This window comes from Paenibacillus sp. 79R4 (genome assembly GCF_013393165.1).
Lineage (GTDB): Bacteria > Bacillota > Bacilli > Paenibacillales > Paenibacillaceae > Fontibacillus.
In genome coordinates this window covers 18,228-43,700 of record NZ_QJOT01000011.1, presented here as the reverse complement: position 1 = coordinate 43,700, position 25,473 = coordinate 18,228, and the positions used below count along the sequence as shown (strand labels likewise).

The following is a 25,473-nucleotide window of genomic DNA, read 5'->3' as shown; positions in this document are numbered from 1 at the left end:
TATGCTATAATGTTGAACCAGTAGTGTCATTATTTAAAAAGGATGGTAATGCCTAAATGATAAGTACTAGCGGTGTAACGCTCCGTTATGGAAAACGAGCACTTTTTGAGGATGTAAATATAAAATTTACGGCAGGTAACTGCTACGGCCTGATCGGAGCAAACGGAGCGGGTAAATCGACGTTCCTGAAGATTCTGTCCGGCGAAATTGAACCGAATCAAGGCGAAGTATTCATGACGCCGAATGAGCGCATGGCAGTCCTCAAGCAGAACCATTATGAATATGATGAGTTCCCTGTGTTGGAGACGGTAATTATGGGTCATGAACGCCTGTATTCAATTATGAAAGAGAAGGATGCCTTGTATGCCAAGGCGGATTTCTCCGAGGAAGACGGCATGCGTGCTGGCGAACTGGAGGGCGAATTTGCCGAGCTGAACGGCTGGGATGCTGAACCGGATGCAGCCGCATTGCTGATTGGTCTGGGCATTCCGCGCGAAATGCATGATAAGAAAATGTCGGAGCTCAGCGGGAATGAGAAGGTCCGCGTCCTCCTGGCCCAAGCATTGTTCGGACGTCCGAACAATTTGCTGCTTGACGAGCCTACTAACCATTTGGACCTGGAATCGATTCAGTGGCTTGAGAACTTCCTGATGGATTATGAAGGCACGGTTATCGTCGTATCCCATGACCGTCACTTCCTGAATAAAGTATGTACCCATATCGCTGACATCGACTTTGGTAAAATCCAGCTCTATGTTGGCAACTATGATTTCTGGTATGAATCCAGTCAGCTTGCACAGCAGTTGCAGCGCGATGCGAACAAGAAGAAGGAAGAGAAGATCAAAGAGCTGCAAGCCTTTATTCAGCGCTTCTCGGCGAATGCCTCGAAATCGAAGCAGGCAACTTCCCGTAAGAAGCAGCTTGATAAAATTACACTCGATGACATCCGTCCTTCGAACCGTAAATATCCGTTCCTGCATTTCAAGGGTGAACGCGAGGCGGGCAAGCAGTTGCTGACCGTAGACAGCGTTACGAAGATTGTGGAGAACGAGAAAATACTGGATAATGTCAGCTTTGTGGTGAACAAGGGCGATAAGATCGCTTTTGTCGGACCAAACGGGCTGCCGAAGACGACGTTGTTCCAAGTGCTGATGGGCGAGCTTGAGGCGGATTCCGGTGAATACAGTTGGGGCGTAACGACCTCCCAAGCCTATTTCCCTAAGGATAATTCCAGCTATTTCGATGGGGTGGAGCTGAATCTCGTGGATTGGCTGCGCCAATATTCCAATGATCAGGATGAGACATTCTTGCGTGGCTTCCTCGGCCGGATGCTGTTCTCTGGTGAAGAGGCGCTCAAGAAGGCTTCAGTGCTGTCCGGGGGCGAGAAGGTGCGCTGTATGCTGGCGAAGATGATGCTGAACGGCGCTAACGTGCTGCTGTTCGATGAGCCGACCAACCACCTTGATTTGGAATCGATCACGGCGCTGAATAATGGATTAATCGATTTTGATGGAACGATTCTGTTCACTTCGCATGACCATCAATTTATTCAGACGATCGCCAACCGCATTATCGAGATTACACCAAGCGGAATCATCGATCGTATTATGAGCTATGATGAGTACCTGGAGAGCGAAGAGATTCAGGCTTTGCGCAAGAGCATGTATCCTGAAGAAGCTTAATATCCCTTCGAAAATTTGCTTTCACCGCTTGAATATCGGAAGACAATATATTAAAAGAGCCGGGAACTGTCTAAATCGACGGTTTCTCGGCTCTTTGTCTTTGTACTTACTGTAAGGGTTGCCTATGATCCGCCAGTACGGCGGCGCTGATTGTTCGGCTTTTTGTTGTTTTGGCTTTTGAGTGCTTTTATTTGATTGGCATTTTTGGCTCCAGGCTTGTTGGCCGCTTGCTGCTCCTTTTTTTGCTGAAGTTTCTGGCGCATTGCTTCGGCCAAGCCAATCTTACGAGGCTCATTATTTTCTGTCATCGATATCATCCCCCTCTGGTTCAAGAACAAGCTTGACCTTATTGTATACGTTTTTAAAAAGGGGAACAACGGGAATGATGATTTAAATTGAAAAGTACACGAAATGGGGAGTTTCGGGCGGTCTTAGCTGACTTTTCCTTGGTGCAACACTGTTTCTGTAGACCCACACGATTTTTATCTGGTACGATGTAGTAACGCTTTTGATATTAAAGGTAATTTATAGACGCGCACTAGTAACTGGTAGTGTTGCAATTTGTCAGGCAAGTGTGGAGGTGTGGGGCTTGAATGTATACGAGGATATACGCAAAGGTGAACGAGGGGCTTGGTTAAGCATCGCAGCCTATGTCATATTGTCTGCTTTTAAGCTGATTAGTGGTTATTTATTCGCTTCGAGCGCGCTGCTCGCGGACGGATTCAACAATTTAACGGATATTGTCGCTTCGCTCGCTGTATTGATCGGGTTGCGAATTTCCCAGAAACCGCCCGACTCCGATCATGCTTACGGGCATTTTCGTGCGGAGACTGTGGCCGCGCTTATCGCTTCTTTTATTATGGCGATGGTTGGCATTCAGGTCATTATCGGGGCGATCCGCTCGCTGTTTGCGGGGAATGAGACGAAGCCTGATTTATGGTCAGCGGGGATAGCCATCATCTGTGCCGTCGTGATGGGCGGCGTATACTTATATAATCGTGGACTGGCCCAGCAGATTAACAATCAGGCGCTAATGGCTGCGGCTAAGGACAATTTCTCGGATGCTCTGGTCAGTGTAGGGGCGGCGGTGGGAATCATCGGGGCGCAATTTGGCATGCCATGGCTTGATATCGTAGCTGCTCTGGCCGTAGGGGTATTGATATGCAAGACCGCTTGGGACATATTCAGGGACTCGACATATCGGTTAACGGACGGCTTTGATGAGGAACAGCTTGGGGACCTGCGCGGGACGATCTCACGGATTCCCGGAGTGGAGAAAATTAAGGATTTGAAGGCTCGCGTCCATGGCAACCACGTGCTCGTCGATGTGGTGATCGAGGTCGATCCACATTTAACGGTGCTTGAGGGCCACGAAATCTGTGATACGGTGGAAGAGCGGATGAGGCGGATCAAGAATGTGATGCATGTCCATGTCCATGTGGAGCCTAGAGAAGAAGGGTTAGAACAAGAGGAATAGAAGTCCATAAGCCTGGGTGTTACAAAATAGTAGATTGCCCTAAGCGAAGTCGGTAGAGAGAGCTCTGCCGGCTTTTTTTATGGAGTTTTATAGTCTAAGTGCAGAACACGTAATCCCCTTGAAATAGTCGCAAAAAGATCCTTTTGGCAAAATGGCTGTTGGTTAATGTTGGGTTTGTGGGTAATATGTCCTTCTTTTTAGGGTATTATTTAGGCATTTTGTCGCGAAGGCCATACATAACACGAAAATCGACGCATTTAGACAAAATTCGATAAGGGATATAATGGGGACGAGTCCAGAGAAAGGCGACTTATATAATATTCGTCTAATCAGACCAATATCATCCATAAGGAGGCAACTATGAAACGCAGCACGACAATCCTGATATTAAGCGCAATTCTACTAACTACCTCTTACACGGCTGTACAGGACAGAGCATCCGCAGCTTCAGCTGCGACGCAGACGTCGACGACGGGACAAATTGTAAGCAGCGTCAATCTCCGTGAACAACCTTCCACTTCCGGGAAAATTATCGGCCTGGTGAAGAAGGGGACTACGGTAACTATTTTGGACAATAGCAACAGTTACTTCTATAAAGTGAAGACCTCGGACGGGCAGACCGGCTATGTCAGCTCGTCCAGCAAATATATCACTATTGGCGGCGGAAATTCGGCGCCTGCGGCACCTGAGCAAACAAGCGCAACGGTCATCTATGGGGTGAATTTGCGAACCGCTCCGTCTACCACCTCGGGCAAGATAATTACGATGCTCAAGAAGGGAACGGCAGTTACAATTCTGGAGAAGAGCAATGACAGCTTCTACAAGGTGAAGACCTCGGACGGGCAGACCGGGTATGTGAGCAGTCTAAGCAAATACTTGCAGATCAAAGGAGCCGCTCCGGGTTCTAATGATGGAGTATCGGAATCCAATCAGGCGAAGATTGCCAAAGTTATTAGCACAGGCAAGAAATATTTAGGGACTCCCTATGAATTCGGATCGGACCGCAATTCAACGACGACATTTGATTGCTCTGCTTTTGTAAGACAGGCCTATAAAGAGGCGCTTGGGATCGTGCTGCCAGCAGATTCGCGGAAGCAAGGGGCATGGGTGAAGGACAACGGCACGGCGGTATCGAGCATTAGCAAGCTGAAAGCAGGCGATCTGGTCTTTTTCATGAGCTACAAGGGCTCCTCTGCGGCAGCGTATAAGAATGTCGACAAGAGCAAGGAGACGATTACCCATGTGGCTATGTATTTGGGTGATGGTAAAATGATCCACACCTATTCGAAGGAGTCGGGTGGAGTGCGGATCGATCAGCTTGATGGTTCGTGGGAATATCGTTTCCTGTATGGAGGAAGCGTATTGAAATAGATCAATTTAACTAGAGCTATAAATTAAGAAGAAGACTCTCCGATTTGGAGAGCCTTCTTCTTTTGTCACATAACCTACAGAGAATGATAGTCTCAGGTCCTTATTGATTAATAACTCGGAATGTATCCTGGGATATTGATCCAGGCATCTCCGAACCAGGTGTAAATCTGCACCCAGTCACCGAGGATATTACCGGTTGGACGGACTACCTGGGGTTCCAGAGAGCCCAATGATTTGCCTCCCGGTGCAGCGTAGAACACAGTAATGGCGGACAATTCGATGGGAGTTGGCTCTGCAACCGATATATACGGGGACCATTCATCGGTTTGCTGCACAGGATGAAGTGAATAGTCCGCTGATGCGCTGCCTGCAACTAAGGCCGAGAAAATAATAGAAGTTAATATGACTGTAAATTTCTTCATAATTTAAATCCTCCCTGGTTTATCAATTTTGAAATGCTTGTATCCATGTATTAAACTTTAGGGAGGCGTTAGAATCAGGAAAGCCAAAATTACATCAGAAAATGAGGTTCTTTTGAATGAAAAAAGGCAGGCTTATCATAGGCAGCATCATTATTTTGTTCGTTGTTATAATGACCGCTATCGTGCTTTATATCCGGCCATCACAAACATTAAATATGAATTATTCGGAGTTGAATTGGAAGAACAAGCTCGTAGAAATGGCAGAAAATCGGCACACCACATTAACCTTAACGGAGAGCGATGTAAACAATTTATTGAAGAAGGGGTTAGCGGAATATGCGGCAGAGAATGAACTGCCATTTCAAATAACAGGAGCAGATTTCAAGCTGAATGGAAATCAGATTATCGCTAATGTAAATGGGGCCTGGGGGCTTATGGACGTTGGGGCTGCTATAAAATATAGGGTGGAATATGCGGGGGGAACCCTGCTGCTTCACCCCAGCTCGCTGGAGGTAAGAAATTTATCGGTTTCGCCGGAGAAATTTGGACTTGAAGCGATGACAATATATTTAAGCGACTATATTCCAAAACTGGTTACGATTAATGATGTGAAGTTTCCAGGTAAGACGATTCAAATAAAGTTTACACTTGATTTACCTGAATTAATTCATTTTCTTCAATCTTCATAAAGCGATAAGCAGGCCCGCCTGATTTTAGGCGGGCCTGCTTGGCGTATTGCTATCTAATAGAGTTCCTTCGATTTCCTGTAATTAGCGAAATGATGAATAGGACCAGAAAGATGAAGAATAACACCTTGGCGATGGAAGTGGCGGCGGCGACGATATTAAAGAAACCGAATATACCGGCGACCAAAGCTATAATCAGAAAAATTAATGACCATTTTAACATGAGAATTACCTTCCTTTCATTGAAAATTATTGTATAGTGTTAAGTAAGTCTTAAGTGAACAGAAATACATAATTACCGTACAATCAGGAATAAGCTGATGTTCACTTGCTTTACCATTAAACCAGGAGACTTAAGAATGAAACATTAGCCGGAACCTATGACCCGGTGCGTTACCGAACCATAAGATGGTTTTTGCAATTGTTTCGTCAATAATCTCCAAGGGTAACAAGGAGTAATGACATAGGCAGAAGGTGAGGGAGAGCTATGATTTGGCAAATTAGCGTTGCAGTGATTGCCGTTGCATTTTCAGTTCTTGTCGTATTTTTGGTCAAAACTCTGGTGTCGGCACAGCAATCATTGAACAAGACAACTGAAACATTGCAAGAAATCAAAGAGACGATTGATGAGCTAAGTACAGAGGTTCAAGGGGTGGTCAGGCAAGCCAATACGATCACAAGCGACCTGCAGCATAAAATGGAGCAGATAGACCCGGTTATGGAATCTGTCAAAAATGTAGGTGAAGTGTTAAATGAAGTTACGGTAGCTGCCAGGCAGGTGTCGACTGCTCTGATCGGCAGGATGAAGAAGCCAAAAGCATCCCGATCAGAACGAACAGAACAGGTGACTGCAGTTAAAGCGGAAGCCCCGGCGGATCAACATATCCATGAATCTTCAGGTGGGCAGCAGCAGCGTTGGGTAAAATGGGTAGATATTGCAGCCACGGTGTGGCAGAAATATCGCGCTTGAGATCTTGGCACTTTTATATCGACTAAAGATAACTCCGCATTCATCCTTCCAGGGTGAGTACGGAGTTGTTTTTATATTGCTTTGTAATCTCCGAGATTTAATGGAATAGATGTTTCATAGCAAATAAGCGAGGGTAAATACAATTAAGCCGGTAGTAGTCCTAGTGAAAGAAACAACCATCTTCATGGAAAAGGAGCGATTACAATGAGTACATTCGATAATAAAGCATATGCTAGAGTGGTTGAGAACGGTATCCAAGCTGTGGAGGCAGTGCAAGAACTCCGTAATGCCGGTTACCTTTCCGAAAATATTTACGTTATAGATCATAATGAAGCCACAACTGACAAGATTGCTGAAGTAGCAAGGGCGAACAAGGTAGGGATTGAAGAGGAAGGTGCCTTGTCGGCAATTGCCAATATATTTCGATCCCGAGGCGATGAACTTAGAGCGAAAATCGTTTCTCTCGGCTTTACCCAATCCGAGGCGGAATTTTATGAAAGAGAGCTGGATCTTGGCAAAGTATTGGTAATTGTCAGCCGTGTCTAAGATTCGTGCATATAGGTCAACAAAATTGAAAATCAGGGATAAGGAATGGGCGGGAAGCGCCCATTCCTTATCTTGGTTTTTAAATTAGCGATATGTTCACTTTGCAAGTGGTTGTTCAAAAGGTTCAGAATCCGAAAACCCATCGAGGCCCATTCAAGGGCTGAGCAACCGGGATTCTCTATATACTTATAGCTGTTTTTCAAAAATGAACGAAGGGAACAATTGGGAAAATGCTATAGTTATACATAGGTAGAATTATATGATGATTTACAAGTAGAGATCGTAAGGAGATTAATATGCGGATATTAATTGTGGATGACAATCCAACCAATATATTGGTGGTTCGAGAGATTCTTAAGAGAGAGAACTATCAGGACATCGTTGATGCAGCTTCTGCTTTCGGAATGTTTCAAAGACTGGGCATTAAGGGCAACGAGGAGGATACGAATCTGATAACATCGGACATCGATCTGATTTTGCTGGATATGATGATGCCGGAAATAGATGGAATCGAAGCCTGCCGTATATTACAGCGGTATGAGAAATTGAAGGATATTCCGGTCATCATGGTAACGGCTATTGGGGATTCACGCAAGTTGGCCGAGGCGTTGGACGCCGGTGCGGTGGATTATGTAACCAAGCCAATTAATAAGGTGGAGCTCATGGCGCGGATTCGCCTAGCTATACGCCTTAAAGAAGAGAAAGACTGGCACAAAGAAAGAGACCAGCGAATTCAGGCCGAGCTGCAGCTGGCTGCCTTAGTGCAGAATGCTGTATTAAGCTCACCGCTTCAGGAGTCGGGGATTGCGATTGATGCCATATACAAGCCCTCCTTCGAGCTCGCGGGTGATTTATACTCCTGGTATCCGCTTGGAGAGGGGAAATATGGAGTCATTTTGCTCGATATTATGGGACATGGTATTTCCTCATCGTTATTTTGCATGTTCATTGCTTCATTATTGAAGGGCATCATGAGTTCCTTTGTTCAGCCGGATCAGGTTATATCGGAATTAAACCGGCGCTTTAACCAATTACATATTGATAATCAGCTGATTCAGTACTATTTCACAGCCATCTATCTATTGGTGGATACGAAGAATCAAAGAATAGATTATGTCAACGCGGGACATCCCCCGGGCTTGTTCTATCAGGATGGAACAGTCACTCGCTTGGAGACTGTTTGTCCGCCCGTTGGATTGCTAGATAAGCTGGAGGCAGAAACTCAAACCCTCTACTATGAGGGGGAGGGGCGAGTTGTGTTGTATACGGATGGGTTAGTGGAAGGATTAGCAGGAACATCAGAACAACAATTTGAATTTCTGGAAAAGACGCTTTTGGATCGGCCCCACTATGACCGTGAGGAAATGGAAAGTTTATTGTTTACTGATGATTCATCCGGAGAACGTGAAGATGATAAATGCCTGGTATGGATTTCGCTTATAGGAGGAGAGATGTGATTTGAAGATTAGAAGCAAGCTTCTGTTGGGCTTTAGCCTGCTGTTGATGATTATCCTGGTGCTTGGTTTTATCCATTTGGATCGTCTTAAGTATATGAACTCGCAATTAGATCGCATTTACACGGAAAGATATCTGATGATCAAGAATTCAACCGGGATGCATGGTGATATTAATGATTTGGCGCGGATCTCGACGAATTTAGTGCAGCTACAGGATGAAGCAAAAATTACGGCTGGAAGAAAGATGATTGAGAGTAAGCAGGAGTCCGCAATGCAATACCTGTCTGCAATTCAGAGTATGGTGGATACAGCAGAGGAACGTAGGTTAATCAACATCAATGAGACATTCTTTAATGAGTTCATGAGTTATGAGGAAAATCTGCTTGATTTGCTTGATAAAGGCCAGTATGAGAGCGCACAATCCTATCGCATATCTAATGGTCAGGGACTGCAGGATGAGCTGTTGAACGCTCTGAGCGATACCAGGGATTATTTCGATGCTCAGATTGAGACGGAAATCGCAAACACGAAGCAGGAATACAACCGCTCCATCAATATTATGGTCATTACTATGGCGCTAGGTTTGCTCGTAGGCATCGGGGTTGTCTTATGGGTACTCCCAAGTATTGCCCGGGGGCTTTTTACCGTCAGCGGGATGATACGACATTTCGCCCAGGGAAATCTTGAAGCCATCATGTCAACGCCTGTTCCGATGAAAGACGAGATTGGTGAGGTGGCCACTACCTTCAAGGAGATGACCGAGGATCTGATCGAGAAGCAAGAAATCGAGGGCAGGTACATGAAGCATCAGGAGGATCAATCCTGGCTTAACAAAAATTTAGCGCGGATTAACGAAATGCTGCATGGTATAGATTCATTGGATGAGGTCGCGCAAATGTTTATCAGTGAGTTTACCCCTGTGCTTGGAGCAAGATATGGAACCTTTTATATCAGACGGATGGAAGAGAATCCGAATGAGCTTCAATTATGCGGGTCCTATTCCAGGGATGATGCAATCGAGTCTCGGAATGTGTTTAATGTTGGCGAGGGTTTGATCGGACAAGCCGCCATGGACAAAAAACCGATTATTTTGCTGGAGGCTCCTGTCGATTATGTCTCGGTTCGTTCTGGCCTGGGTGGTGCGACACCACCGCATATTTTAATCTACCCTGTAATGTTTGAAGAGGAAGTGCTAGGGGTAGTAGAATTAGCGAAATTTAATTCATTCACTCCATTGGAAGAGCAACTGCTATCGAAATTATCCGATAACCTAGGGATTATACTAAATAATATTATGGGACGGATTCGTGTGGAGGGATTGCTGCGGGAATCTCAAGCTATGACTGAAGAACTCCAGGTACAATCCGAAGAACTTCAGACTCATCAGGAAGAACTGCGCAGATCGAATGAGAACCTTGGCAAACAGACAGAGGCTCTAAAAAGATCCGAAGAGCTGCTGCAGCGACAGCAGGAAGAGCTTGAGCATTACAACACAGAGTTGATTGCAAAGACGCGCGCTTTGGAAGAGCAGGTTCACCGTGTAGAGGAGAAGAATAACGAAATTGAGAAAACGAAGCGTGAGTTGGAGCAGCACGCGTCACAGCTGGCGGTAACCAGTAAATATAAATCTGAGTTTCTGGCCAATATGTCGCATGAGCTGCGGACACCGCTGAACAGCTTGTTAATTCTTTCGCAGCTTCTCTATGAGAACAAAGAGAATAATTTGTCCCCTAAGCAGGTGGAATATGCGCAAACGATTCATCATTCAGGATCTGACCTGCTTAAGATGATCGATGAGATCCTTGATTTGTCCAAGGTTGATGCAGGCAAGATGGAGATTCATGAAGAGCTGTATACCCTACATGATCTCACAGAGTACGTTAAGCAAAATTATGGGCCGGTAGCTATGGATAACAATATTGGTCTGCAAATTGAAGTGGCCGACTCCGTTCCCGATCAGCTGCGTACGGATGGGCATCGCGTGAAGCAAATAATACGCAACCTGCTGTCCAACGCCTTGAAATTTACTAATCGGGGTTATGTATCACTCATGATTGATTTGGCAGAGTCGGAGGAAGTCCCATATTTCCTGGATAGCAGCAGTGAATATATAGCTTTGAAGGTGAAAGATACCGGCATCGGCATACCTGAGGATAAGCTCGAGTTGATCTTTGGGGCCTTTCAGCAGGTTGACGGCACTACAAGCCGGAATTACGGTGGAACGGGACTAGGACTATCTATAAGCCGAGGTCTGGCTGAATTGCTTGGCGGCGGTATTACGGTAGAGTCTGTAGAAGGAAAGGGGAGTCAGTTTACTTTATTTTTGCCAAAGGAACCTTCGCCTGAATTATTTATTTCAGACAAGGAGGTGGCGGTGGCACATCAGCTGCCGGCCCTGTTTGGCCAGACTGAACCGTATCCTCATCATCCTGCCGGAACGGAGCTGGAGTTGTCAGAGTCCAGCAGGCCTGCTGATGATCGAGACGATTTGTCTGCGGATGATAAAATACTGCTGATTATTGAGGATGATGTTCATTTCGCTCAAATATTGCAGGATATGTCACATGAGCACGGATTTAAATCACTCGTTGCCGTACAGGGGGATGAGGGCCTGGAAATGGCCCGTAAATATTTGCCTGAAGCCATTATTCTCGATATTCAGCTGCCAGTCATGGATGGTTGGGCTATTTTGAATGAATTGAAGAGTAATGCGGCTACAAGACATATTCCGGTACATGTGATTTCTGTTGTTGATGACGTTAAACAAGGGCTTATGATGGGAGCTATCGCTTATTTGAAGAAACCGTCCTCCAGGGAACAGCTGGAAAAGGCTTTTAACTATATTGAATCGTATACGGAGAAGGATCTTAAGTATCTACTAGTCGTTGAGGACGACGCTATCCAGCGACAATCCATTACGGCGTTAATCGGACATGATGACGTAGTTATAAAGGCCGTGTCAACCGGCAGAGAGGCTATCCAAGAATTGATTAACAGACACTATGACTGTATGGTGCTTGATTTAATGCTGACGGATATGACAGGGTTTCAGCTGCTGGACAAGATTCGCGATAATGAGAGCTTGACCAATCTGCCGATCATCATCTATACAGGCAAGGATCTGGATGGGAAGGAGGAAATGAAGCTAAGAAAGTATGCGGAATCTATCATCATTAAAGATGTGAAGTCTCCTGAGCGCTTGCTGGATGAGACCACGTTATTCCTTCATCGGGTGGAGGCTGATCTGCCTGAGGACAAACGAAAGATTCTACAGAAGCTGCACAATAAGGAAGAGTTGTTTGAGAAGAAGAAAATCCTTCTAGTCGATGATGATGTTCGCAATGTCTTTGCGCTGTCCAGCGTGCTTGAAGGTTATCGTATGAACGTAGTCTTTGCCGAGAATGGCCGGGAGGCGCTGGATATTTTGCAGAAGCATAAAGACTTTGACCTGGTACTGATGGATATGATGATGCCGGAGATGGACGGGTACGAGGCGATGCGGAGGATTCGCGAAATGCCGGAGCATAAGAAGCTGCCTATCATTGCTCTTACAGCCAAGGCTATGAAAGAGGATCGTTCCAAGTGTATTGAGGCCGGGGCGTCCGACTATGTGAAAAAACCGATCCAGACCGATCAGTTGCTGTCGTTGATGCGTGTGTGGCTGTATTCATAATGAGCCCGATATAAACACGGTATAAATAAGTTCAGAGAAATCGGAGTTGGTGTTATGACATCAAGTGGGTATACGCAATTAGAGGAGTATAAAGCGATTGACGATGAGCATCAAAGCGAGCGTGAGCTGATCGAGATGGAATTGCTGCTGGAGGGAATTCATCGATTATACGGCTATGACTTTCGCAATTATGCCCTTCCTTCCCTGCGCAGAAGGATATGGCATCATGTTCATGTGGAACAGCTGCAGAGTATTTCCGGGCTGCAGGAAAAGGTGCTGCATGATCGCTCCTGCTTTGAAAGGCTGGTGTACGCCCTTTCTATTCCAGTCACAGAAATGTTCCGGGACCCTTCCTTGTTCCGGACTTTTCGCGAGAAGGTGGTACCGATACTTCGCACCTATCCTTATATCCGCATCTGGCATGCCGGCTGCTCAACGGGGGAAGAGGTCTATTCCATGGCGATATTGCTGCATGAAGAAGGATTGTATGACAAGTCTCGAATCTATGCTACGGATATGAATGACAGATCGCTGCAAGCCGCAAAAAATGGAGTTTTTGATATTCAAAGAATGAAGAAATACACCAAGAATTATATCGACGCCGGAGGGATGCATTCCTTTTCCGAGTACTATACGGCACAGTACAACTCCGTTATTTTCCAACCCTTTTTGAAAAAGAACATTATTTTTGCAGAGCACAATTTGGCTACGGATCGTTCTTTTAATGAGTTCAATGTTATTTTCTGCAGAAATGTGATGATCTACTTCAACGAGACGCTTCGTAATAGGGTGCATGCCCTGTTTCATGAAAGCTTGGGCCATTTTGGCGTGCTTGTATTGGGAGCTAAGGAATCGGTCAATTTTTCGAATTACCAGAGCTGTTATGAACCATTGGATCGGAATGAGAAGATCTATCGTAAAATCAAATGATTATGAGATAACGGAGGATTTGAAATAGCTATGGATAGTGGGAGTAAGCCCATTCGCATCATGTTGGTCGACGACCGCCCCGAGAATCTGCTAGCCTTGGAAGCCGTTTTAAAGAGTGATCAATATAGCTTGGTTAAGGCCACTTCAGGAGTAGAAGCTTTAAGGTACCTGCTGCGGGATGAGTATGCCGTCATCGTACTGGATGTACAAATGCCCGGGATGGACGGTATTGAAACAGCCAAGCTGATTAAGGCGCGGGACAAAACCAAGGATATACCGATTATTTTTATATCGGCCAATAGTAAGGATGCTGAGCATTTGTTTGAGGGGTACTCCGTTGGGGCCATTGATTATATGGTAAAGCCGTTCATTCCGCAAATATTAAAATCAAAAATCGAGGGTTTTATCGACATGTATTTAGCGAACCAGCGTCTGAAAACCCAGAGCATGCTGCTCAAGCAAAAGACGCAGGAGCTGGAGCGAACGAATCAGGAACTGGTCAAAGCGAAGGAAGCTGTCGAGCTGGCTGCTAATGCGAAGACAGAATTTCTGGCGATGATGAGTCATGAAATCCGTACCCCTATGAATGGGGTAATCGGGATGATTGATCTGTTGCTGGATACCGAACTTAAGGATGAGCAGAAACAATACGCTGAGATTATTCGCCGGAGCGCGGATACCTTGGTAGCGGTAATTAATGATATTCTCGATTTTACAAAGATGGAGTCGGGGAAAATGGAGCTGGAGGAAATTCCGTTCGAAATCAAAGCGGTCGTTCAAGAGGTGATCAGCTTGTTTGCCGTCGATGCGAGCCGTAAGGGGCTGAAGCTGACTTATGACATCCATGAAGCAATCCCCCCGATGATCTATGGGGATATGAACCGACTGCGACAGGTGTTGATTAATTTAATTGCTAACGCAGTGAAGTTCACGGATGAAGGCGAGATTTTCCTTGAGGTTGTACCCGAGCCTGAGGCGGCTGCTTCAGATCGTTATCTGCTTGAGTTTTCGGTTAAGGACACGGGGATCGGCATATCTGGCGATCAAATGGATCGCCTGTTTAAGCCCTTCTCTCAGCTGGACTCGTCGATGACCAGAAAATATGGAGGGACAGGTCTTGGCTTGGCTATCTGCCAAACCCTGGTGCAAATGATGGGCGGAGAGATTCGCGTAGAGACCGGTCAGGAGAGGGGAGCCAAATTTATTTTTACAATATCCGCAGCTCCTTATAAAGTTTATGTTTCAAATGAGGATCCAGCGGGTTATATATAGTGTGTGTTCAAAAAGGCCGGTTTTCAATACCGAAGCTATACCTCTGATGTGTATTTCTTTGAAAGGCCTCAGATTGGATAAAGCTAGGGACTGAGGAGCGGAGCTGCACGTTTTCGTAAAAACCGTTGGATATTATTTTTCAGGAGTGAATGCTATGGTAACCAATAAAAATGATAAATTTGCCGTAAATACGATTTGCGAGAATGGCTCTTGTACCATTTATATGCATGGTGAGTTGGACTTATCCGTTGCTCCTGATTTTCGCAAAATGATAGAGCCGTTTGTGACGGATCAGAATACCGAGTTGATCCTTAATCTTAAGGAGCTTGAGTATATTGATAGTACGGGAATTGGAATCCTGCTCTCTATTCTAAAAGCAAGAAATGGGATGAATGCTGGATTTTATATTGAGGAAGTGCCGGGACAAATTCAAAAGCTGTTTGATATGACAGGGATAACCAAGTTTTTCACTGTACAGGAGAATTCCTAAGGGAAAGGATAGAGTAAGAATGATAGAGGAAGTACAAACCGTTGTAATTAGTTTGCCGGCCACTGCGGAGTATGTAGACATTGTAAGATTAAACCTGTATGGTATAGCCTCCAAAATGGGATTCTCCTATGAGGAGATTGAGGATATGAAGGTCGCTATATCTGAGGCATGCAACAACGCGGTTCTGTATGCTTACAAGCATGGGAACGGTGTAATGGAGGTAACCTTTGAAGTATCTTCTGAGGCCTTGATCATGACAGTCAGAGACGAAGGGGAGAGCTTTGACATGTGGAACATGGCGGATGAGGCAGCTTCGCTTCACGACAAAGAGTTAAGTGACATACAAGTTGGCGGTCTGGGGTTCTATTTGATGCAGGCGCTGATGGATGATGTGGATGTCGTGAGCGAAGCTGGTAAAGGCACAAAGGTCGTTATGACTAAGCGGCTGAATATAACCAGGGAGCTTGTATGAAGGGAAATACGACTCCCCAAGAGTCCTGGAAAGAATCAACCCGTATGATCATGGAATATCAACAGAGCCAAAGTAAGGAATTAGCAACTCAATTGATACAGAAATATGAGCCTATCGTTAAAATGGCCGCTGGTAAAATTTCGCGCAATCGTCCGGATCTGTATGAAGATCTGAATCAAGTAGGCCAAATGGCTATGATCCGCCTGCTGCAGCAGTACGATGCCCAGCTGGGTATACCTTTTGAGCCCTATGCGATGAAAAGTATTATAGGCCATATGAAGAATTTCCTGCGGGATAAATCGTGGTATCTGCAGGTGCCGAGACGGATTAAGGAAAAGGGAGCGACGGTCCAGCTTGCGATCGATGAGTTGACCGTGAAGCTGGAGCGATCGCCTCGCGTGGAGGAAATTGCCAATCACTTGGAGCTTTCGGAGGAAGAGACATTAGAGATCCTTGCCGGCAGGGAGTGTTACCATTACATCTCATTGGATTCTCCAATATCTCAAGAGGAAAGCGCTGCCACGCTTGGCGAAATGATCAGCTCGGAGGCGGATGATTACGATACGCTTGAGAAAAGAATGGACTTGCTGCAGGCGCTGGACGAGCTTCAGGAACAAGAGAAACAGGTGCTGTTGTTAGCTTTTGAGGAAGGCCAGTCCCAGCGTGCGATCGCACAAAAATTGGGCGTCTCGCAAATGAGCATATCCCGTATTCAGAGAAGAGCGACGGAGAAGCTAAGGCAAATGATGTCTGGCAATAATCAAGTTGATTATATATAGATTTAAAAAACACACCGTATTTTGCATACGGTGTGTTTTAGTTTTATGAGAAAGCCTGTTTATTGTTCCGGATCAGACTTTAGGCCGTTCTCATGATCTTCACTGTTAGTTTTCATTTGCTCCATATCTTCTCCGAGCTGGACCAAATCCTCCATATCGTTAATCATGGATCCGTTCTCGGCTTCCTCCACCTTTTTATGTTTCGGATAATCCCCCTGCTGGGTCTTATTGATCTGCTGTCTGACATAATCCTCTTGTGCTTGCTCCGGAGTTTTAAAAGCCATGTTTAACAATCCCCTTTCTGAAATGATATTTTGTTACGGCTGTAACTGAATATAATCCTGCAGTTCTTTAATGTAGTCCCCGATCATCGGCAGATTAACGAACAGACTGAGAATCCAGCCAAGCAAGCCCAGAACAATAAAGGTTCCAATACTGAGTCCTAGTCCGCGCGATAAACCCGCCATAAAATTGCTAAGGATTAATCGTTTGGGATTTGTGTAATTCTCAATAATATCTTTTATCTTTGCTTTTTCCAGCTTTGCGGCTATGAAATCAAGCCGTTGATTTAAGCGTCCGACTTCGTGTTGCAACTCGGTAGAGGTGCTTGATTTTTTAAGATAGGGTTCAGCCATTTAGATTTCCTCCTAACCTACCTTTTTATACAAGAAATCAGCCAGTGGACTGAACTGGCTGATTTATGAATTTCATAAACTTATGAAGAAGCCGGCGTTAGCTTTTTAGATCTCGTTTGGCATTGGCAGCCGTTTTCTCTACTTCGTCAGCAGCTTCATGAGAGAGCTGCTTTGTCTTATCGAAGACTTTAGTGGATTCTTCAGAAATTGTACCGGAGACATCAGCCGCTGCTTCCTTCACGCTGGACATCACTTGACTTGCACCGGATCCCACTGAATCGGCAAGATCCGAAGTCTTTTCTGAGACGGTCTTGGCCAAGTCTGTGACCTTGTCTTTAGCAACATTTGCGATTTCCTTTGACTTATCCGCTGTTGCACTGATTTTCTCCGACAGATTGCTGCGCAGCTCTCGTCCTGATTTAGGAGCGAACAAGAGGGCTGCTGCTGCTCCAAGCAGAGCTCCGATGACGATTCCTTTTGTCAAGTTTGAACTTCCTTGTATTTGAGCGTTAGTCTCTTCTGTATTCATGTAAATCACTCCTTAATACGTTGATAAAGTTAACTTAATTTACTGCTGAGTTCCTATGCTTAGTTAATATATAACCTGCTTGCATGCTAATGAAACAACGCTGATCCAGGAGGAGAACAAATTTCAACAGTGGCGCTTGCTTGTATTTGCTGTTTTGCGGTTCATTTAGCGGTGCGGTACAATCATGGTAACCTGATAAGCATGAGGGGGGTGGAGAATGGTTCTTAATGATTCGTGTGAAATGTCAAACTTGGGAATGGAACGAAAAAGAATAGTGGGCAGTGAGCTGGCAGTTTTTTTCAAAGAAGTTCGCAGGAAGCATGAAAGGGAGGACATTACCTTTCTATGTATCGGGACGGATCGTTCAACTGGGGATGCGCTGGGCCCACTGGTTGGTGCCAGACTTGAGGAACAGGGCATGGCTAATGTAGTTGGCACCTTGCAGCATCCTTGTGATGCGGACAATCTGGAGCAGCGAATCGCGTCTATTCCTAAAGAGCATATTATTGTCGCCATTGATGCAAGTTTAGGTTCTCCAGCCTCAGTAGGCTGTTATCTTGTTTCTGCACAGCCTTTATACCCCGCCCAATCAGTTGGACAACAGCTTCCGGCAGCAGGTCATTATAGCGTAGCAGCGGTTGTTAATGTGAAGGGACCCAAGCCGTATTGGACGCTGCAAATGACCTCGTTATATAAGGTTATGCGGATGGCGGATGAGATCACGGGAGCGATTGTTAAGGTATTTAAGTCATGATTCAATAATTATAAATAATGGAGAGGGGATTTGTTATGACAAGCCTATTAGCCAATGGAATATCTGTAGCCTACCAGGAGCAAGGGCAAGGGCCAACAATTGTATTGCTGCATGGATTCTGCGGAAGCTCTGCCTATTGGGAGAAGCTTGCCCCTCTATTATCTGGGGAATATCGCGTTGTGATGCCAGATCTGCGCGGGCATGGCGCAACCGGAGCTCCTGCGGGCCCCTATACAATAGACCAGATGGCTGATGATATCGCCGCGTTGATGGAGCAGATGGGTGTCCCGAAGTATACACTTTTGGGTCATTCCCTTGGAGGTTACATCACCTTGTCCTTGGCAGAACGTTATTCATCCCGCTTGAACGGCTTCGGGTTGATTCATTCGACTCCTTATCCTGATAGTGAGGAAGCGAAGGAGAAGCGGCTTAAAGCGGTGGAGAAAATAGAGGACGAAGGAATCAATGCTTTCGTAGATGGCCTGGTACCGGGATTGTTTGCACAGGAACATCTGCAGACGATGGAGCCGGAGGTGAATCGGGCTAAGGAGATCGGGTATCTTACCCCGCCGCAAGGGGCTCAAGGCGCAGCTCTGGCTATGCGGGAGCGTGTGGATCGGCGCGAGGTGTTGAGCGAGTCCGATTTGCCGATTCTGCTTGTGGCCGGGGAGAACGATGCAGTTATTCCTTTGGAACGCACATTTACGGTCGAAGGCGATCGGGTGATCAAAGCGGTTATTAAGGGCGCCGGTCATATGGGCATGTACGAAGCACCGGATCAGCTTGCCGCTGTCATCAGTGATTTTATGAGGAATATCAAGTAGCATCGCGGCCAGAAATGCCGCATGTGCGCGATATTTTCGGATATAATGTTCGGTGAAGGGGCTGGGTATCATGCTGAGAAAGGATTATCTGGTCCGCATGATTGAAGAAATGGTGGACGTCATCGGCCAAGTTTTCGGACTTAAGCAACAGAACAAGCTGATAGAAGCGCTGTGGAAGCTGGACGATCTATATAAAGAACAGTTCAGGCTAAATTCACGGATGATCGGTTCTTTGTCAGCTCGTGATATTGTGGAAATATTCCGCACTGGTGGAAAAGTAGAGGCCGATAAGCTTCAGAGCTTGGCAAGGCTGCTGCAGGAGGAGGGGGATATCTATATCGCCCAGGGACGGCAAGATGAGGGGCTGTTTCGGCTCATGAAGTCGCTCCATCTCTATCTGGCGGCAGACCTGCACGGTGCTGATTCTTCGTTATGGAATTTACAGACGGAGACGGCCAAGCTGATGTCGCGCCTGAAGGATTATCGACTGCCCTTGGATACTGAGCGCTTGCTGCTCGATTATGAAGAAGCTCATGAGCGATTTGATCAAGCGGAGAACGTATTGTATCGTCTGCTTGATGCCGGGGCGATCACCAAGCAGCAGGCGTTAGCCTTCTATGAACGTCTGCTGTTGTACGAGCCCGAGCGGCTTAGTAAGGGAGGGCTCCCCTTGCATGAAGTTCGTGAAGGCCTTGCGGAAGTAGAGAAACGGGAGTATACCCAAGAGGTATGACTCTAGCAAATCGGAAGCGAACGATTTTGCGTTGCCAATTTCAGTTTGTGGCAGCAGGAGTTAACAATATGTATATTTGGAATGAAAGTGAGCTGTTATGGATTCATGGAAGCACTAAGACATCTTATACAACAAATAGCTCAGGAGGGCAGCTTGATTACCGCAACGCTCAGCCAGCGGCGCAAGCCCGGGGAGACGGAATACAGCAAGGTAACGGTGAAGCCTGCCCTGTTGAAGCAGCGGCTGCATTATCAGTTCACTTATTATTACAGCAACAAAGTGACGCATGAGAATATACCGGCTGAGCAGTTGGCCGAGTATTTGATAGAGCAGTTCGAGGAGACTTTCCGGCAAGGCCTGCTTTGCACGGAGGCAGCGGATTATCAGGTGCTGATCAGCAAGAAATACAAGGTATCGATTCTGACGAAGTCGCCGAGCAAGCAGCCGGGCTCCTTGCATCATAACCGGCGTAAGGAATATATTCTGGAGGATGGCCGAGCTGTTCCTTTTCTGGTTGAGCTCGGTATTATGAATCGGGATGGGAAGGTACTGGCCAAGAAATACGATAAATTCCGTCAGATCAACCGCTTCCTTGAAATGGTTCAGGACGTCATGCCTCATCTGCCTGCGGATCGACCGCTTACGATTGTGGATTTCGGCTGCGGCAAATCTTATCTGACATTCGCTCTCTATCATTATTTATCGGTGGAGCAGCGCAGGGAGCTGAAGGTCGTTGGCCTCGATTTGAAGGCAGATGTAATTGAGCATTGCAGTGCACTGGCGGAGAAACTGAATTACAACAACCTGCGCTTCCTTGTCGGCGATATTGCGGACTATGACGAGCTGAGCAAGGTGGATATGGTTGTTACCCTGCATGCCTGTGACACCGCAACCGATGCTGCGTTGGAGAAAGCGGTACGCTGGGATGCTGCGGTAATTCTGTCTGTGCCTTGCTGCCAGCATGAATTGTTCGCACAGGTTCGTAATGAAGTGATGGAGCCGCTGCTTAGTCATGGCATTTTGAAGGAACGCTTCTCCGCTCTGGCAACAGACGGAATCCGGGCCAAGCTGCTCGATATTCTCGGCTACAAGACGCAGCTGCTTGAATTTATCGATATGGAGCATACGCCGAAAAATATTCTCATCCGGGCGGTAAAATCTCCCGCCGGAAATACCGCTGCCCTATGGCGCGAATATACCGCCTTCCGTGATTTCCTCGGCGCTTCTCCCTATCTGGAAAAAGCCTGTCGCGATCTTCTGCCGACAGAAGCATAATGCATCGGCAGAAATGTGCCTAGGTGCGAACGAGCCTTGCTGCGCTGCTCTGTTGCACAGCGAAAGGCGATATAGCAGTCCGCTACTGTTCGGGGATAGGCCATAACTGCGATGCACTACTATTCAACCAGCGATACTGGCGCGGTTCCACTGCAAAGCGATAAGTGAACATACGGTGGGTTCTATTGCTTAGCGAAATGCGGTGTTCTCTGTGGCTCTACGATAAGTGAGCATGCAGTGGGCTCTATTGCTTAGCGAAATGCGCTGCTCTCAGTGTCTCTATGAAAAGTGAACATACGGTGGGTTCTATCGTTTAGCGATCAGTGATGATGTTTTCAACTGCTCCTTATTACTCAACGAACATGCGCCGCGCTTTATTGCTCACGATCATGGAGGAAAAAGGCTAATCGCGATTTGAAAACTTATAGCCACAGCGAGTATTTGAGTATTCGTAGTACAGAACAAATTCAACACTCACATACAATACGAGTTGAATATTTAGCCATAGTGAGATTTGAATATTTGTAGTATAGAATAATGTTAATATTCATAGTACAGCTCGATTTGTATACTCTTAGCACAACGCAACGGTTTGCAGCCGTAATTTCAGGTCAACACTATATGTGTTGGCCTTTTTATATTGGAAACTGCTTCTTCCGTCTGCCCTTTAGTCTCTAACGAACCTACGAATCGTTATTTCCTCAAAAACGCCGGCAAATAAAATCTAACGAAACACCATAACGCTATTCGGGGAGAAAACGGCGCTTTACCGCCTAAATTGCCACAATAACGATACCCAGTTTCGTTAGAATTGGAAGAGGCTCATTTTGGTCTAAATAGCGATATCCAGTTTCGTTAGAGCTAAGTAGAAAACTATCTCTGTCTCGACTGTTCGATAGGAGGTGGGGAATCAAATGGAAGATCCACCGGTTTAGATACATGTCCGCCCTTTGGATCCTCTAACGAACCTACGAATCGTTATTTCCTCAAAAACGCCGGTAAGTAAAATCTAACGAAACACCATATCGCTATTCGGGGAGAAAACGGCGCTTTACCGCCTAAACTGCCACAATAACGATACCCAGTTTCGTTAGAATTGGAAGAGGCTCATTTTGGTCTAAATAGCGATATCCAGTTTCGTTAGAGCTAAGTGAGAGAAAACTATCGCTGTCTCGACTGTCCGGTAGGAGGTGGGGAATCAAATGGAAGATCCAACGGTTTAAATACACGTCCGCCCTTTGGATCCTCTAACGAACCTACGAATCGTTATTTCCTCAAAAACGCCGGTAAGTAAAATCTAACGAAACACCATATCGCTATTCGGGGAGAAAACGGCGCTTTACCGCCTAAACTGCCACAATAACGATACCCAGTTTCGTTAGAATTGGAAGAGGCTCATTTTGGTCTAAATAGCGATATCCACTTTCGTTAGAGCTAAGTGAGAGAAGACTATCGCTGTCTCGACTGTCTGGTAGGAGGGCGAGTGAGTCGATATTTCGACTTGTCTTACAGAGGCCCTTTTTGTGTAACCATTATGTGGCGCCCTATATTGTTATTGGTCAAATTACTGGGCAGGTTTGATCGTTAGCATCCAGTCTTGGGTATGCGGTTTCGTTATTAAGAGAGAGGTTCGCGAAAAAATGCATTTTTTTGCTTTAATAGGTCAAAGTGTCCTTTAATAGGGCGCAGTTACTTTTCTTGCTCTAGCAGTTGCTTTTGAGCGCTTGATATGTTCGATCACATAATGCTGCATTCATGTAGTTTTATATTTGCAGAACTCCTCTTTATTGCGCTTGCGGCCTAGCGAAATTGGAGGAAGGGTTGGATTTTACCTATGAGAGGGGGGATAACGGTGTGGAGATGGAGGGATGAGCCAATTAGGGATAAGATTTCGTTTGGACGGTGGCGGGATACTTTTATTAGCTTGATCAAGCCGTTGGGGGCCATAGGGGGATTAGGCGCATTTGTATGGATTACTATGGTGGCCATTTGTCTGAACAGTGGAATGTTCTTCACGGACAGCATTTCATCTCTGGTTCTGATGGGCTTGTGGTTTGTTTGTGCATTTCTTCTTATGGTTGGATACCTGGTAAAAGGGATGATCAGGAGACTTGGCCACAAAAAAATCATGCTCCCGCTCTCCAATCCATCCTCTAACCGACGGAGTCTTCGTTTGTATGTATGGATTTGTAGCGGGCCATTCGTTATCGCAGGGATTTATAGCTTGCATCTAGTGATTCCGTCTGTACGGCTATCGGTGTATGCAACGATGATCTCTGCTCTCGAATGGCTATTTTATGCTTTGCTTGGGTTAGCAATGCTTAGACTGAGTATGAGTGACCGGGAGAGGGGGAGGAAGCTAATCCGGCAGGGCTTGTCCTGGACCTCCTGGTTATTCAGCTTGTCCGCAGTTGGAGCTGTTCTCGGTATTGTTTCCATACCTTATGCAATACTGCGTACAGGCGACTGCGAGGTTAGCTTTACAGGCGCAAGGTTAGGCGGATTGCTGCAATATCCGAATACTTTTGGAGCAGTTGCCGCGGCCCTGCTGTTGGAGCGTTTACTATCCCTTGTTCGTCAGCCTTCCTCTGACTTCAAGCGCTCCGCGGGCTGGAAGGGGCAGCAGAGTGGAGCGCAGGTGCTGCTGCTTCTGCTCTGCCTGCTGCTGACGGAGTCGCGCGGCGCGTACCTCGCCGGCGCGGTTGGCTGGGCCGCAGCCTGGCTGCTGCTGCGCGGTGCCGAGCGCAGCAGGTTTGTGCGGCACAGCGGCGTGTTCCTCGCCGCCGCTGCGCTGCTTGCCCGCCAGTTGAGCGCTGCGCAACTGGCGCCGTCCCCGCTGCCCGGACTGCTGCTGCTTGCCGCCGTGATGGCGGCTGCGCTGGCCCTGTCCGGGCCTGCCCATCGCGGCGGCGGGCGGGCGCATGGCGCCGCCGCGGCGCGGGGGTCAAGCGGCCCGCTTGCAGCCGCTTGGGGTGCGGGCGCGGTGCCGAGCACCCGCACCAAGGCGCTGGCCCTGTCGCTGACGGGCCTCTGCCTGCTCCTGGCGCTCGCCCCGCTGCTTGCGCGCGGACTGAGGGTCGCTACGCTCTCTGCGCGCTGGGATATGTATGCCGACGCATGGAAGCTGTTCCTGCGCTCGCCTTGGATCGGGCGTGGCGGGGATACATGGCGGCTGTCGTTTCGCAGCATACAGAGCCGCCCCTATGTCGGCACCGAGGTGCATAGCGGCTTCATTGATATGACGCTTGATCTGGGTTTGGCCGGGCTGCTGGTCGTGCTGCTCTGGCTGGGAGCTATCGCTTGGCAGATGCTCCGAGAGCATAGGGGACGCAGCGGCTTATTTCCCTCTTGGATCGTGTTATGCTTGCACAGCATGATCGATTTTGATATGAGCTATGGTCTGTATTGGGCACTGCTCTTGATGTTTGCCGTGGCAGCGCTTGTCCCCACGGTTTCATCGCCTGAAGTGCCAATCGCATCGAAGCCGCGAGGCAGGGGGGCTTCGGCTGTCCATAGCGCTGTCATGCCGGGGATGATTGCCGCCATCGTTCCGGATCGAACAGCAACAATGGCTGCAGCCGCGCTGCGCTTTGCGGCCGCCGGGCTGCTTGCCGCCGCGCTGCCGGCGGCAAGCGTGGCTGGCTTGCGCCTTGCGGCCAGCCAGCTTCTGCACGCTCGCGCCGAGGCAGCGGCAGGGCCAGAACAGCCCTTGCTGCTGCAGCGAGCGCTTGCCGCATCGCCGTCTAATACCGCCGCCCGCCTGGCTCTGGCGGCCCGCTCTCGCCCGCGGGAGTCCTTGCCGCTTCTGCAGCAAGGGCTTCGCTATGAACGGGAGAATCCCGAATTGTTGGCGGCGCTGGGGACGGCGGCAGGGCAGCGCGACGACCTGCGCGCCCGCCCGGCTTTCCAGCGGGCCGCCGCTCTGGACCGCTTCAATGGAGCGGCCCAGACGGATATGCTGCCGCAAGCTTATCTTCTGGCGAGAAGGCTCCAGGCAGCCGGGAGGGAAGATGAGGCTGAAATCGCCACTGAAGCGGGCATTCGAATGTATCGCAACTATTCCCGTTTGGTTGAGCGGATGGCTCACAATACATCCTGGCGTAATGATCGCAAGTTTAGATTAACCTGGGAAGCCAGAGTGAGAGGCAGGGAATTATACGCGCTTAAGCATGGGCATCAGCCGCCAAACGCGTTGCGGAATGCCCGCTTCAGCTGGCCTTGATCGACCTGCCATAGCTCTGCCAGCTCTCCGCTAACCGCTTCATCCCACCAATCGGCGAGCGCCTTGCGGTTGCTGTGTTGTTCAGCGATCCAAAGCAGGTTTTCAATTACCTTTTTATAATATAGCGCCTCTCCCTCAGCGATTTTATCCTGTGGTATATAGATGCCCAGTCGTTTAACTGTTCGGTATAGTTCCTTGCTGCACCCTCTGCGTATTTTACGCGGCGTTGGGAGGGAAGTCCGATGTTTGCCGGGGGAATCCTTCATAGGTGTAT

24 protein-coding genes and 1 pseudogene are annotated in these 25,473 nt (G+C 47.4%); 18 read left to right on the top strand and 7 right to left on the bottom strand.

Features of this window, described 5'->3' with window-relative positions:
• Positions 1–56 precede the first annotated feature (56 nt).
• On the top strand, positions 57–1,682 hold the full coding sequence (locus DMN77_RS16450; protein WP_068778374.1) for an ABC-F family ATP-binding cassette domain-containing protein: 1,626 nt from the start codon (positions 57–59) through the stop codon (positions 1,680–1,682).
• A 122-nt stretch (positions 1,683–1,804) separates the two neighbouring features.
• Here the strand turns inward: DMN77_RS16450 and DMN77_RS16445 are convergent, their stop codons facing one another.
• Positions 1,805–1,990, bottom strand: coding sequence for a hypothetical protein (locus DMN77_RS16445; RefSeq protein WP_068778373.1), 186 nt, complete (start codon positions 1,988–1,990; stop codon positions 1,805–1,807).
• 281 nt (positions 1,991–2,271) lie between these two features.
• Here DMN77_RS16445 and DMN77_RS16440 point away from each other — a divergent pair, with 281 nt between their 5' ends.
• Together DMN77_RS16440 and DMN77_RS16435 are read left to right on the top strand one after the other, a co-directional pair.
• Entirely contained in the window at positions 2,272–3,159 is an 888-nt protein-coding gene (locus tag DMN77_RS16440; RefSeq protein WP_068778372.1) for a cation diffusion facilitator family transporter, read from the top strand.
• 360 nt (positions 3,160–3,519) lie between these two features.
• Positions 3,520–4,530, top strand: coding sequence for a C40 family peptidase (locus DMN77_RS16435; protein ID WP_179015720.1), 1,011 nt, complete (start codon positions 3,520–3,522; stop codon positions 4,528–4,530).
• Between the two features lie 107 nt (positions 4,531–4,637).
• Here the strand turns inward: DMN77_RS16435 and DMN77_RS16430 are convergent, their stop codons facing one another.
• A complete protein-coding gene (locus tag DMN77_RS16430; RefSeq protein ID WP_068778370.1) occupies positions 4,638–4,952 on the bottom strand; it encodes a hypothetical protein in 315 nt (104 codons plus the stop codon).
• A 116-nt stretch (positions 4,953–5,068) separates the two neighbouring features.
• Here DMN77_RS16430 and DMN77_RS16425 point away from each other — a divergent pair, with 116 nt between their 5' ends.
• Entirely contained in the window at positions 5,069–5,641 is a 573-nt protein-coding gene (locus DMN77_RS16425; protein WP_179015719.1) for a hypothetical protein, read from the top strand.
• Between the two features lie 49 nt (positions 5,642–5,690).
• Here the strand turns inward: DMN77_RS16425 and DMN77_RS16420 are convergent, their stop codons facing one another.
• A complete protein-coding gene (locus tag DMN77_RS16420) occupies positions 5,691–5,861 on the bottom strand; it encodes a DUF1328 domain-containing protein (protein ID WP_082789908.1) in 171 nt (56 codons plus the stop codon).
• 264 nt (positions 5,862–6,125) lie between these two features.
• Here DMN77_RS16420 and DMN77_RS16415 point away from each other — a divergent pair, with 264 nt between their 5' ends.
• The 9 genes and pseudogenes from DMN77_RS16415 to DMN77_RS16375 all read left to right on the top strand — a co-directional run bounded on the left by DMN77_RS16415 (position 6,126) and on the right by DMN77_RS16375 (position 16,227).
• Positions 6,126–6,608, top strand: coding sequence for a DUF948 domain-containing protein (locus tag DMN77_RS16415; RefSeq protein WP_068778367.1), 483 nt, complete (start codon positions 6,126–6,128; stop codon positions 6,606–6,608).
• 204 nt (positions 6,609–6,812) lie between these two features.
• Positions 6,813–7,154 (top strand): YflT domain-containing protein, encoded by a 342-nt coding sequence (locus DMN77_RS16410; protein ID WP_068778366.1) that lies wholly within the window; start codon positions 6,813–6,815, stop codon positions 7,152–7,154.
• A gap of 296 nt (positions 7,155–7,450) precedes the next feature.
• Complete coding sequence (locus tag DMN77_RS16405) at positions 7,451–8,611, top strand: PP2C family protein-serine/threonine phosphatase (protein ID WP_179015718.1); 1,161 nt, start codon at positions 7,451–7,453, stop codon at positions 8,609–8,611.
• A gap of 1 nt (position 8,612) precedes the next feature.
• A complete protein-coding gene (locus DMN77_RS16400; RefSeq protein ID WP_179015717.1) occupies positions 8,613–12,284 on the top strand; it encodes a response regulator in 3,672 nt (1,223 codons plus the stop codon).
• 54 nt (positions 12,285–12,338) lie between these two features.
• Entirely contained in the window at positions 12,339–13,214 is an 876-nt protein-coding gene (locus DMN77_RS16395; protein ID WP_068778363.1) for a CheR family methyltransferase, read from the top strand.
• A gap of 30 nt (positions 13,215–13,244) precedes the next feature.
• A pseudogene (locus tag DMN77_RS16390) lies at positions 13,245–14,429 on the top strand (response regulator); the annotation flags it as partial.
• Positions 14,430–14,640: 211 nt separating this feature from the next.
• Positions 14,641–14,976, top strand: coding sequence for an STAS domain-containing protein (locus DMN77_RS16385; RefSeq protein WP_179015716.1), 336 nt, complete (start codon positions 14,641–14,643; stop codon positions 14,974–14,976).
• A 19-nt stretch (positions 14,977–14,995) separates the two neighbouring features.
• A complete protein-coding gene (rsbW, locus tag DMN77_RS16380; protein WP_179015715.1) occupies positions 14,996–15,448 on the top strand; it encodes an anti-sigma B factor RsbW in 453 nt (150 codons plus the stop codon).
• Positions 15,445–16,227, top strand: a complete 783-nt coding sequence (locus DMN77_RS16375) for a sigma-70 family RNA polymerase sigma factor (protein WP_068778359.1) — start codon at positions 15,445–15,447, stop codon at positions 16,225–16,227. Before rsbW ends, DMN77_RS16375 begins: the two co-directional genes overlap by 4 nt.
• 59 nt (positions 16,228–16,286) lie before the next feature.
• Here DMN77_RS16375 and DMN77_RS16370 read toward each other — a convergent pair whose 3' ends face one another.
• The 3 genes from DMN77_RS16370 to DMN77_RS16360 form a co-directional block, all read right to left on the bottom strand.
• Positions 16,287–16,511, bottom strand: coding sequence for a hypothetical protein (locus DMN77_RS16370; RefSeq protein WP_068778358.1), 225 nt, complete (start codon positions 16,509–16,511; stop codon positions 16,287–16,289).
• Between the two features lie 33 nt (positions 16,512–16,544).
• Entirely contained in the window at positions 16,545–16,862 is a 318-nt protein-coding gene (locus DMN77_RS16365) for a DUF5665 domain-containing protein (RefSeq protein ID WP_179015714.1), read from the bottom strand.
• A 97-nt stretch (positions 16,863–16,959) separates the two neighbouring features.
• The gene (locus DMN77_RS16360) at positions 16,960–17,391 is read right to left on the bottom strand and encodes a YtxH domain-containing protein (RefSeq protein WP_179015713.1); all 432 of its coding nucleotides are present in this window, start codon (positions 17,389–17,391) and stop codon (positions 16,960–16,962) included.
• Between the two features lie 217 nt (positions 17,392–17,608).
• On the opposite strand from DMN77_RS16360, the gene yyaC reads away from it, so the two are divergent.
• The 5 genes from yyaC to DMN77_RS16335 all read left to right on the top strand — a co-directional run bounded on the left by yyaC (position 17,609) and on the right by DMN77_RS16335 (position 25,199).
• On the top strand, positions 17,609–18,145 hold the full coding sequence (yyaC, locus tag DMN77_RS16355) for a spore protease YyaC (protein WP_068778355.1): 537 nt from the start codon (positions 17,609–17,611) through the stop codon (positions 18,143–18,145).
• Between the two features lie 35 nt (positions 18,146–18,180).
• A complete protein-coding gene (locus tag DMN77_RS16350) occupies positions 18,181–18,969 on the top strand; it encodes an alpha/beta fold hydrolase (RefSeq protein WP_179015712.1) in 789 nt (262 codons plus the stop codon).
• 70 nt (positions 18,970–19,039) lie between these two features.
• Positions 19,040–19,702 (top strand): DUF6483 family protein, encoded by a 663-nt coding sequence (locus DMN77_RS16345; protein ID WP_068778353.1) that lies wholly within the window; start codon positions 19,040–19,042, stop codon positions 19,700–19,702.
• Positions 19,703–19,783: 81 nt separating this feature from the next.
• Positions 19,784–20,977: a class I SAM-dependent methyltransferase gene (locus DMN77_RS16340; protein ID WP_068778352.1), complete on the top strand. Its 1,194-nt coding sequence runs from the start codon at positions 19,784–19,786 to the stop codon at positions 20,975–20,977.
• 1,852 nt (positions 20,978–22,829) lie between these two features.
• Entirely contained in the window at positions 22,830–25,199 is a 2,370-nt protein-coding gene (locus tag DMN77_RS16335; protein ID WP_179015711.1) for an O-antigen ligase family protein, read from the top strand.
• On the opposite strand, the gene DMN77_RS16330 is transcribed toward DMN77_RS16335, so the two are convergent.
• Positions 25,154–25,465 (bottom strand): dehydrogenase, encoded by a 312-nt coding sequence (locus DMN77_RS16330; RefSeq protein WP_068778347.1) that lies wholly within the window; start codon positions 25,463–25,465, stop codon positions 25,154–25,156. The genes DMN77_RS16335 and DMN77_RS16330 overlap by 46 nt on opposite strands.
• Positions 25,466–25,473: the final 8 nt, after the last annotated feature.

Coding starts and splice junctions, on each gene's coding strand:
- DMN77_RS16450 (WP_068778374.1), top strand. CDS start 57: ATGATAAGTACTAGCGGTGTAACGCTCCGTTATGGAAAACGAGCACTT.
- DMN77_RS16445 (WP_068778373.1), bottom strand. CDS start 1,990: ATGACAGAAAATAATGAGCCTCGTAAGATTGGCTTGGCCGAAGCAATG.
- DMN77_RS16435 (WP_179015720.1), top strand. CDS start 3,520: ATGAAACGCAGCACGACAATCCTGATATTAAGCGCAATTCTACTAACT.
- DMN77_RS16430 (WP_068778370.1), bottom strand. CDS start 4,952: ATGAAGAAATTTACAGTCATATTAACTTCTATTATTTTCTCGGCCTTA.
- DMN77_RS16425 (WP_179015719.1), top strand. CDS start 5,069: ATGAAAAAAGGCAGGCTTATCATAGGCAGCATCATTATTTTGTTCGTT.
- DMN77_RS16420 (WP_082789908.1), bottom strand. CDS start 5,861: ATGTTAAAATGGTCATTAATTTTTCTGATTATAGCTTTGGTCGCCGGT.
- DMN77_RS16415 (WP_068778367.1), top strand. CDS start 6,126: ATGATTTGGCAAATTAGCGTTGCAGTGATTGCCGTTGCATTTTCAGTT.
- DMN77_RS16410 (WP_068778366.1), top strand. CDS start 6,813: ATGAGTACATTCGATAATAAAGCATATGCTAGAGTGGTTGAGAACGGT.
- DMN77_RS16405 (WP_179015718.1), top strand. CDS start 7,451: ATGCGGATATTAATTGTGGATGACAATCCAACCAATATATTGGTGGTT.
- DMN77_RS16395 (WP_068778363.1), top strand. CDS start 12,339: ATGACATCAAGTGGGTATACGCAATTAGAGGAGTATAAAGCGATTGAC.
- DMN77_RS16385 (WP_179015716.1), top strand. CDS start 14,641: ATGGTAACCAATAAAAATGATAAATTTGCCGTAAATACGATTTGCGAG.
- rsbW (WP_179015715.1), top strand. CDS start 14,996: ATGATAGAGGAAGTACAAACCGTTGTAATTAGTTTGCCGGCCACTGCG.
- DMN77_RS16375 (WP_068778359.1), top strand. CDS start 15,445: ATGAAGGGAAATACGACTCCCCAAGAGTCCTGGAAAGAATCAACCCGT.
- DMN77_RS16370 (WP_068778358.1), bottom strand. CDS start 16,511: ATGGCTTTTAAAACTCCGGAGCAAGCACAAGAGGATTATGTCAGACAG.
- DMN77_RS16365 (WP_179015714.1), bottom strand. CDS start 16,862: ATGGCTGAACCCTATCTTAAAAAATCAAGCACCTCTACCGAGTTGCAA.
- DMN77_RS16360 (WP_179015713.1), bottom strand. CDS start 17,391: ATGAATACAGAAGAGACTAACGCTCAAATACAAGGAAGTTCAAACTTG.
- yyaC (WP_068778355.1), top strand. CDS start 17,609: ATGGTTCTTAATGATTCGTGTGAAATGTCAAACTTGGGAATGGAACGA.
- DMN77_RS16350 (WP_179015712.1), top strand. CDS start 18,181: ATGACAAGCCTATTAGCCAATGGAATATCTGTAGCCTACCAGGAGCAA.
- DMN77_RS16345 (WP_068778353.1), top strand. CDS start 19,040: ATGCTGAGAAAGGATTATCTGGTCCGCATGATTGAAGAAATGGTGGAC.
- DMN77_RS16340 (WP_068778352.1), top strand. CDS start 19,784: ATGAAAGTGAGCTGTTATGGATTCATGGAAGCACTAAGACATCTTATA.
- DMN77_RS16330 (WP_068778347.1), bottom strand. CDS start 25,465: ATGAAGGATTCCCCCGGCAAACATCGGACTTCCCTCCCAACGCCGCGT.